Source organism: Streptomyces sp. P5F9 (assembly GCF_057961495.1).
The window spans coordinates 1-6,439 of record NZ_JBXVPZ010000514.1; the positions used below are offsets into that span (position 1 = coordinate 1).

General features: G+C 70.0%; 6 protein-coding genes. 1 reads left to right on the top strand and 5 read right to left on the bottom strand.

Features of this window, described 5'->3' with window-relative positions; translation table 11 throughout:
- Positions 1 to 1,396: M81 family metallopeptidase (locus tag AC31A1_RS44115; protein WP_489658708.1), on the top strand; the 1,396-nt coding region annotated here is incomplete at its 5' end.
- Here the strand turns inward: AC31A1_RS44115 and AC31A1_RS44120 are convergent.
- Genes AC31A1_RS44120 through AC31A1_RS44140 form a run of 5 tightly spaced genes read right to left on the bottom strand, consistent with a single transcriptional unit; the run spans position 1,377 to position 6,237 of the window.
- Positions 1,377 to 1,994, bottom strand: coding sequence for a GTP-binding protein (locus AC31A1_RS44120; RefSeq protein WP_019062797.1), 618 nt, complete (start codon positions 1,992 to 1,994; stop codon positions 1,377 to 1,379). The genes AC31A1_RS44115 and AC31A1_RS44120 overlap by 20 nt on opposite strands.
- Positions 1,981 to 2,340: a DUF742 domain-containing protein gene (locus AC31A1_RS44125; RefSeq protein ID WP_393754131.1), complete on the bottom strand. Its 360-nt coding sequence runs from the start codon at positions 2,338 to 2,340 to the stop codon at positions 1,981 to 1,983. Before AC31A1_RS44125 ends, AC31A1_RS44120 begins: the two co-directional genes overlap by 14 nt.
- A 1-nt stretch (position 2,341) precedes the next feature.
- Positions 2,342 to 2,773, bottom strand: coding sequence for a roadblock/LC7 domain-containing protein (locus AC31A1_RS44130; RefSeq protein WP_019071426.1), 432 nt, complete (start codon positions 2,771 to 2,773; stop codon positions 2,342 to 2,344).
- A gap of 11 nt (positions 2,774 to 2,784) precedes the next feature.
- Positions 2,785 to 5,184 carry a sensor histidine kinase gene (locus tag AC31A1_RS44135; RefSeq protein WP_489658709.1) on the bottom strand — a complete coding sequence of 800 codons (2,400 nt, stop codon included), beginning with the start codon at positions 5,182 to 5,184 and terminating at the stop codon, positions 2,785 to 2,787.
- A 39-nt stretch (positions 5,185 to 5,223) separates the two neighbouring features.
- Positions 5,224 to 6,237: a substrate-binding domain-containing protein gene (locus AC31A1_RS44140; protein WP_489658710.1), complete on the bottom strand. Its 1,014-nt coding sequence runs from the start codon at positions 6,235 to 6,237 to the stop codon at positions 5,224 to 5,226.
- Positions 6,238 to 6,439: the final 202 nt, after the last annotated feature.

The window sequence follows — 6,439 nt, forward strand, 5'->3', positions numbered from 1 at the left end:
CCTCACCCGCTACCCCTTCCTGGCCCCGGGCACCCCGCTCAGGGAAGCCGCCGACTGGCAGGGTGCCCTGGTCGGCAAGGCCCTCCCCGGCGGCACGGTAACGGCAGCCGCCTACGCCGAACTGACCGACGAACTCATCACCCGCCTAAGCGAGTTGGGCCCCCTGGACGGCCTCTGGTACGACATCCACGGCGCGATGACAGTAGAGGGCGTCGACGACGCCGAGGCCCAACTCCTCGCCCGCATCCGGGAAACCATCGGCCCGCACACCCTCGTATCGACCTCAATGGACCTGCACGGCAACGTCTCCCGAGAACTCGTCCACGCCAGCGACCTGATCACCTGCTACCGCATGGCCCCGCACGAGGACGCCATGGACACAAAAGAACGCGCCGCCCGCAACCTCGTAGCCCTCCTGACCAGCGGAGCCCCCCGCCCGGTCAAGGCCTGGATCCCGGTCCCGGTACTGCTCGCAGGCGAACAGACCTCCACCCGTATCGAACCGGCGAAGAGCGTCTACGCGGCCGTAGAAAAAGTAGAAGCAACCGCAGGAGTCACCGACGCGGCGATCTGGGTCGGCTACGCCTGGGCGGACGAGCCCCGCAACCGCGCCGCGGTAGTCGTCACCGGCCCGTCCGCCCCCCAAGTCACCGCAGGCGCCGAACAGTTGGCCCGCGGCTTCTGGGAGGCACGGCACGACTTCGAGTTCGTCGCCCCGACCGGAACCCTGGACGAGTGCCTGGACGAGGCCCTGGCCTCCACCACCCGCCCGTACTTCATCAGCGACACCGGCGACAACCCGACCGCGGGCGGCGCGGGAGACGTCACCTGGGGCCTCCAACAGGTCCTGGAACGCCCGGAGTTCAAAGACCAGGACGGGCCCACGGTCATCTATGCGTCGCTCCCCGGACCGTCCGCCGTAGCCGCGGCGGAGCGCGCCGGCGTCGGCGCCACGATCACCGTCACGGCGGGCGCCGAGGTCGACGACCGACACGCGGGCCCGCTCACCCTCACCGGGGTCGTGCACTCGATCCGGCACGGCGACCGGGACGCGGAGACCGAGGCCGTCCTCAAGGTAGGGAGCGTGTACGTGATCCTGACCCGGCTTCGGAAGCCGTACCACCACGAACACGACTTCACCGACCTGGAGTTGGACCCGCGGTCCGCCGATCTCGTGCTCGTCAAGATCGGCTATCTCGAACCCGAACTCTTCGCCATGGCCGCCGACTGGAAGATGGCCCTCACCCCCGGCGGAGTCGACCAGGACCTCGCGCGGCTCGGGCATCACCGCATCCGGCGGCCCATGTTCCCCTTCGACCGGGACATGGCAGAGCCGGACCTCACGGCCCGGGTCATCAGCCCTTCGGACGAGCCGCTCAGCGGGGCGGACGAGTGAGCTTGCCGCCCCCGCCGTCCTCGATGGCGGCGGCGATCAACTGGTCGAGCAGCGCGATCAGTACGTTCCGGCACGAGTCGCGCTCACGGGCGTCACAGAGCAGCACGCGGACGTCCTCCGGGAGGGCCAGCGCCTCGCGCACCGCCTCCGCGGGATACGGGTGTTCGCCGTAGAAGCCGTTCACGCCCACCACGAACGGGATGCCCCGGCGTTCGAAGAAGTCGACGGCCGCGAAGCTGGACTTCGGGCGGCGGACGTCGATCAGGACCACCGCGCCCAGCGCGCCGAGGGCCAGGTCGTTCCACATGAACCAGAAGCGCTGCTGGCCCGGGGTGCCGAACAGGTAGAGCACCAGGTCCTGGCCGATGGTGATGCGGCCGAAGTCCAGGGCCACGGTGGTGGCCCGTTTCTCCTCGATGCCGTCGAGGTCGTCGACGGCGAGGCCCGCCACGGTCAGCGGTTCCTCGGTGCGCAGCGGCGCGATCTCGCTCACCGAACCGACCATGGTGGTCTTGCCGACGCCGAAGCCCCCCGCGATCAGGATCTTGACCGTCTCGGGCGGTGCGGGTGCCGGAGCGATGGTGTCAGAGCCGGCCAAGGCCCTCCCTCACTTTCTGCAGCAGGTCCAGGTCCGGGCTGGTACGGGAGACCGGGTGCGGCGGCCGGGCCGTGATCAGGCCGGCCTCCAGCAGATCGCAGAGCATGATCACTACCACGCTCACCGGAAGGTCGACAAGAGCGGCGACCTCCGCCACCGCCAGCGGCTCGGCGCACAGCCGCAGGATGCGGGACTGTTCCGGCTGTGGCCGGGGCGCCCGCGCGGGCGCCGGATCGACCGCGGTCACCGTGGTGATGAGGGTGAAATCGGCGCGGCTGGGCCGGGTTCTGCCACCGGTCAGCGTGAACGGCCGTACGAGCCGCCCCGCCGCGTCGCCACCGCTCACCTCACTCGCCGGAGCCGGCCGCGGGGCCGACGTTGGCCCGCGGCGCGGCGCTGAGATGCTCGCCTATCTTCTTCACCAGCATGTTCATCTGGTACGCCACGACCCCGACGTCCGCGCCCGGACCGGTCAGGACGACCAGATGGGCGCCGGGGCCCGCCGAGGTGAGGATCAGATAGCTGTTCGCCATCTCGATCAGCGCCTGGCGCACCGGACCGCCCCGGAAGTCCATGCTGACCCCCTTGCTGAGGCTCATCAGCCCGGACGCGGTGGCCGCGAGCCGCTCGGCGTCGTCCCGCAGGAACCCGGTGGACTTGCTGACGACCAGGCCGTCCTCGGACAGCACGACGGCCTGGTTCACCTCGGCCACCCGGTCCACGAGTCCGGTGAGCAACTGGTCGAGCTGGGTGTGCGTGGCGGGGACGGGTCGTGTCATGGCGGAGTCCTTCATGAGCGGTCGGCGGGCGGATTGGGGGAGGCTGCTGCTTCCTCCCGGTCGTACTGCGACGGCGCGTCGTCGTCGATGGAGTCTCGCGCCTGGAACGTGCCGCGCTGGAACCCGGCCAGCGAGGAGGCCGCACGCTCCGCGGTGAAGTCTTCCAGCTCCAGGTCCTCCTCGGCCGCCACGGCCTCCTCCCGCAACTCACTTGCCAGACTGGTCTGCGGCACCCGCCGCGGCAATGGGGTGAGCCCACCCGGATCGGCGGTGCCGGAGGGCTCGGGCGAGCGCGCCGGAGGGATCACGGGCCGGACCTTGGGAGCGGGCCCCGACGCCTCGACTGCCCGATCGGCCAAGGTCGTCGACCCGGGGACGGCCGCCTCCTCCGCCTCCTCCGCCTTCTCCGCTACGACGGCCTCCGCGTCGGCGGCTCGTACCGCGCCCCGAGGGGACTCCTCGGGTGCCTCGGGTACGACGATCTCGTGTGGGATGAGCACGATCGCGGTCGTGCCGCCGTACGGCGAGGAGCGCAGGGTCACCGCGATGCCGTGCCGGGTGGCGAGCCGGGCGATCACGAACATACCGAGCCGGAGGTCGTCGGCGAGGGCGACCACGTCGAACTGCGGTGCCACCGCCAGCTGTTCGTTGAGCGAGGCGTAGTCCTCCTCCGACATGCCGAGCCCGCGGTCCTCGACCTCGATGACGAGTCCCTTGGCGACCATCGCGGCCCGCACCCCGACCGGGCTCGGCGCGGGGGAGTACACGGTCGCGTTGTCGATCAGCTCGGCCAGCAGGTGGATCACGTCCGCGACCGCGGGCGGCGCCAGGCACACCTCCTCCTCGGTGTGCACCTCCACCCGCTGGTACTGGGCGACTTCACCGACGGCGCTGCGCAGGATGTCGATCAGGGCGACCGGTTCGGTCCAGCTGCGGCGGGGCTGCTCGCCGCTGATGACGACGAGGTTCTCCTCGTAGCGGCGCAACTGGCTGGCGGTGGAGTCCAGTTCGTACAGGCCGCGCAGGACCTCGGGGTCGTCGTGCCGGCGCTCCAGCTGGTCGAGCTTGGTGAGCTGGAGGTTGACCAGGTTCTGGCTCTGCCGGGCGATACCGAGGATGACCTTCTGGAAACCCCTGCGGGTGTCGGCGAGTTCGACCGCGGTGTGCACGGCGGTGCGCTGCGCGGTGTTGAACGCCTGGGCCACCTGGCCGAGTTCGTCGTTTCCGTAGTCCAGGGGCGGGGTCGCCGACTCCACGTCGATCTTCTCGCCCCGGTTCAACCGGGCCACAACGTCGGGCAGTCGGTCCTCGGCGAGGCCCAGGGTGGCGATCTTCAGGCCGCGCAGCCGGCGGGACAGGGAGCGGGTGATCCGCCAGGACATGCCGACGCACAGCAGCAGGGCGCCGAGTCCGCCCGCGCTCAGCAGGGCGGCGGTGACGAGCAGGTTGTGCGCCTTGTGAGAGCTGCGGTCGAGGAGTGCGGCCGTCTGCTGCCGGATCAACACCTCGTACTCGTCGGCGACTTGGGTCAGTGCCGCGTTCCACTGCTTCTGCTCGTCGGGCAGGGCGATCCGGCCGGCCGAGCCGTCGTCCGGCCCCGCCTTGTCCGCCGTACCGGCCGTGAGCACCGCGTCCTCCGTGGATTCCAGGGTGCTCCACTCGACGCTTTGCAGAATGTGTTCGATCCGCGTCTTGGTGGCGCCCTGGAACCCGGTGGCGATCTGGTCCTCGACCAGCCAGCGCCGGGCGTGCACCAGCTCGGCGAACTGCTCCCACGACTGGTCGTTCAGATACCCGGAGTGCCAGGCCAGCGTCAGCTGCGCGTCCTCCTGGGAGACCAGCTCCGCGCCGTGCTCCAGTGCGACGAGCGGCTCCGCCTGCGAGGTGAGGTCGCCGTCGTCGACCTGGGACAGCTCCTGGAACGCCTGGATCTGGTCGTCGATGATCGAGGTGTACTGGTCCAGCACCTGCTGGGCCGTGATGTCGGTGGGTTTGTCCACCTGGCTGCGGTAGTACTCCAGGCTGTCCACCGACGCGACGACCGAGTACATCCGGTCCCTGACCCGGGACGGCGCCTTCTTGATCGCGCCCGACTGGCCCACGAGTTGGGCCACCGCCTTGTCCGTCGCCGTGCGCTGGGCCTCCAGCGCGGCCTGCGAGCCGTGCGGATTAGCCATCCACGCCGCCGAGAGACTGCGCTCCTGCTGGAGCGCGAGCGCGGCCTCGGTGCCCATGGCGCCGGTCGACCTGCTCAACTCGGTCTGCGAGCGCAGCCGTAGCCCCTCCGCGAACATCTGGGTCGTCGTCAGGCCCCACATGGCGGCCAGCGTGACGCTGGGGACCAGGGCGAGCAGGATCAGGGAAAGACGTATGGAACCGACGCGGCGCCGGGCACCTGTCCGTGGAGACATCGTGGTCGTCCTCGCTACATCCTCGTACGAAGTGTCCGGTCAGCGCGTTCCGTTGGCCGCGAACTTCGCGACCGCGCCGACGTTCGTCTTCGTCACGAACGCCGGGCCGGTGAGCACGGGAGACGCCCCGCCGCCACTGATGTTGCCGTTGGTCTTGTAGAGCCACAACGAGTCCACGGCCAGATAGCCCTGCAGATAAGGCTGTTGATCGACAGCGAACTGTATGGCCCCGCTCTGCACGGCCTTGACCAGGTCCTGGTTGAGGTCGAAGGTCGCGACCTTGGCCTTGCTGCCCGCCGCCTTCACGGACTTGACCGCGGCCAGCGCGAACTGGGCGCCCAGCATGACCACTTCGTCGATGCTGGGGTCCTGCTTCAGCCGGTCCGTGACCCCCGCGGACACGGCGTCCATGTCGGTGCCGTCCACGTAGAGCATGTCGGTCTCGCCGGTGAACGCCTTCTTCACGCCCGCGCAGCGCGCCTCCAGGGCGACATTGCCCCGCTCGTGGATCACGCACAGGGCGTGCTTGGCCTTGAGGGCGTCCAGTTTCTGGCCGACGGCGCGGCCCGCGACGCTCTCGTCCTGCCCGATGAACTCCAGGACGCCCTCCGACTGCCATGAGTCGATACCGGAGTTGAGGCCGACCACGGGAATGTCCGAGGCCTTGGCCTCCTTGATGGGCCCCTTCATCGCGTCCGGCTTGGCCAGCGTCAGCGCGATGCCGTCGACCCCGTCCTTGACCGAGTCCCGCACCAGCTCGGCCTGTCCGGTGGCGTCGGGGTCGCTCGCGTACGTCAGGTCGACGCCGTCCTTGGCGGCGGCGGCCTCGGCGCCCTTCTGCACCAGCAGCCAGAAGGCGTCGCCCTTGCTCGCGTGGGTGACCAGCGCGATCTTGAGCCGGCCCGTGCTCGCGGCACCGGCCGTGTCGTTGCCGGAGTCGGAACCGACGCTCAACGAGCAGCCGGAGAGCAGCAGGGAGCCGGCCACGGCGAGGGTGAGCGCCGTGCCTCGTACGGGACGGAAGGGGGCGTGAGGTGGGGGTGGAGTGGTCATGGGCGGTGCGGCACCTCGCTGTGCGGCCGAGCTGGGGGACGGGGAGGATGCGCCCGGAGCCGTAAGAGGCGCGCCGACCGGGTTACTCCCGTTGGGCCGGAGCCAATCGCGTGTGACCGCTGGTAGTCAAGTGAGCAGCGACATGGAGTGAGTTGTTGGCGCCGCATTGTGATCATCTCGACGTCGTACGGAAGTTGAGCAG

Excerpts from the sequence above, each read along its gene's own strand:
- AC31A1_RS44135 (WP_489658709.1), bottom strand. The coding sequence starts at position 5,184 with ATGTCTCCACGGACAGGTGCCCGGCGCCGCGTCGGTTCCATACGTCTT.
- AC31A1_RS44140 (WP_489658710.1), bottom strand. The coding sequence starts at position 6,237 with ATGACCACTCCACCCCCACCTCACGCCCCCTTCCGTCCCGTACGAGGC.
- AC31A1_RS44130 (WP_019071426.1), bottom strand. The coding sequence starts at position 2,773 with ATGACACGACCCGTCCCCGCCACGCACACCCAGCTCGACCAGTTGCTC.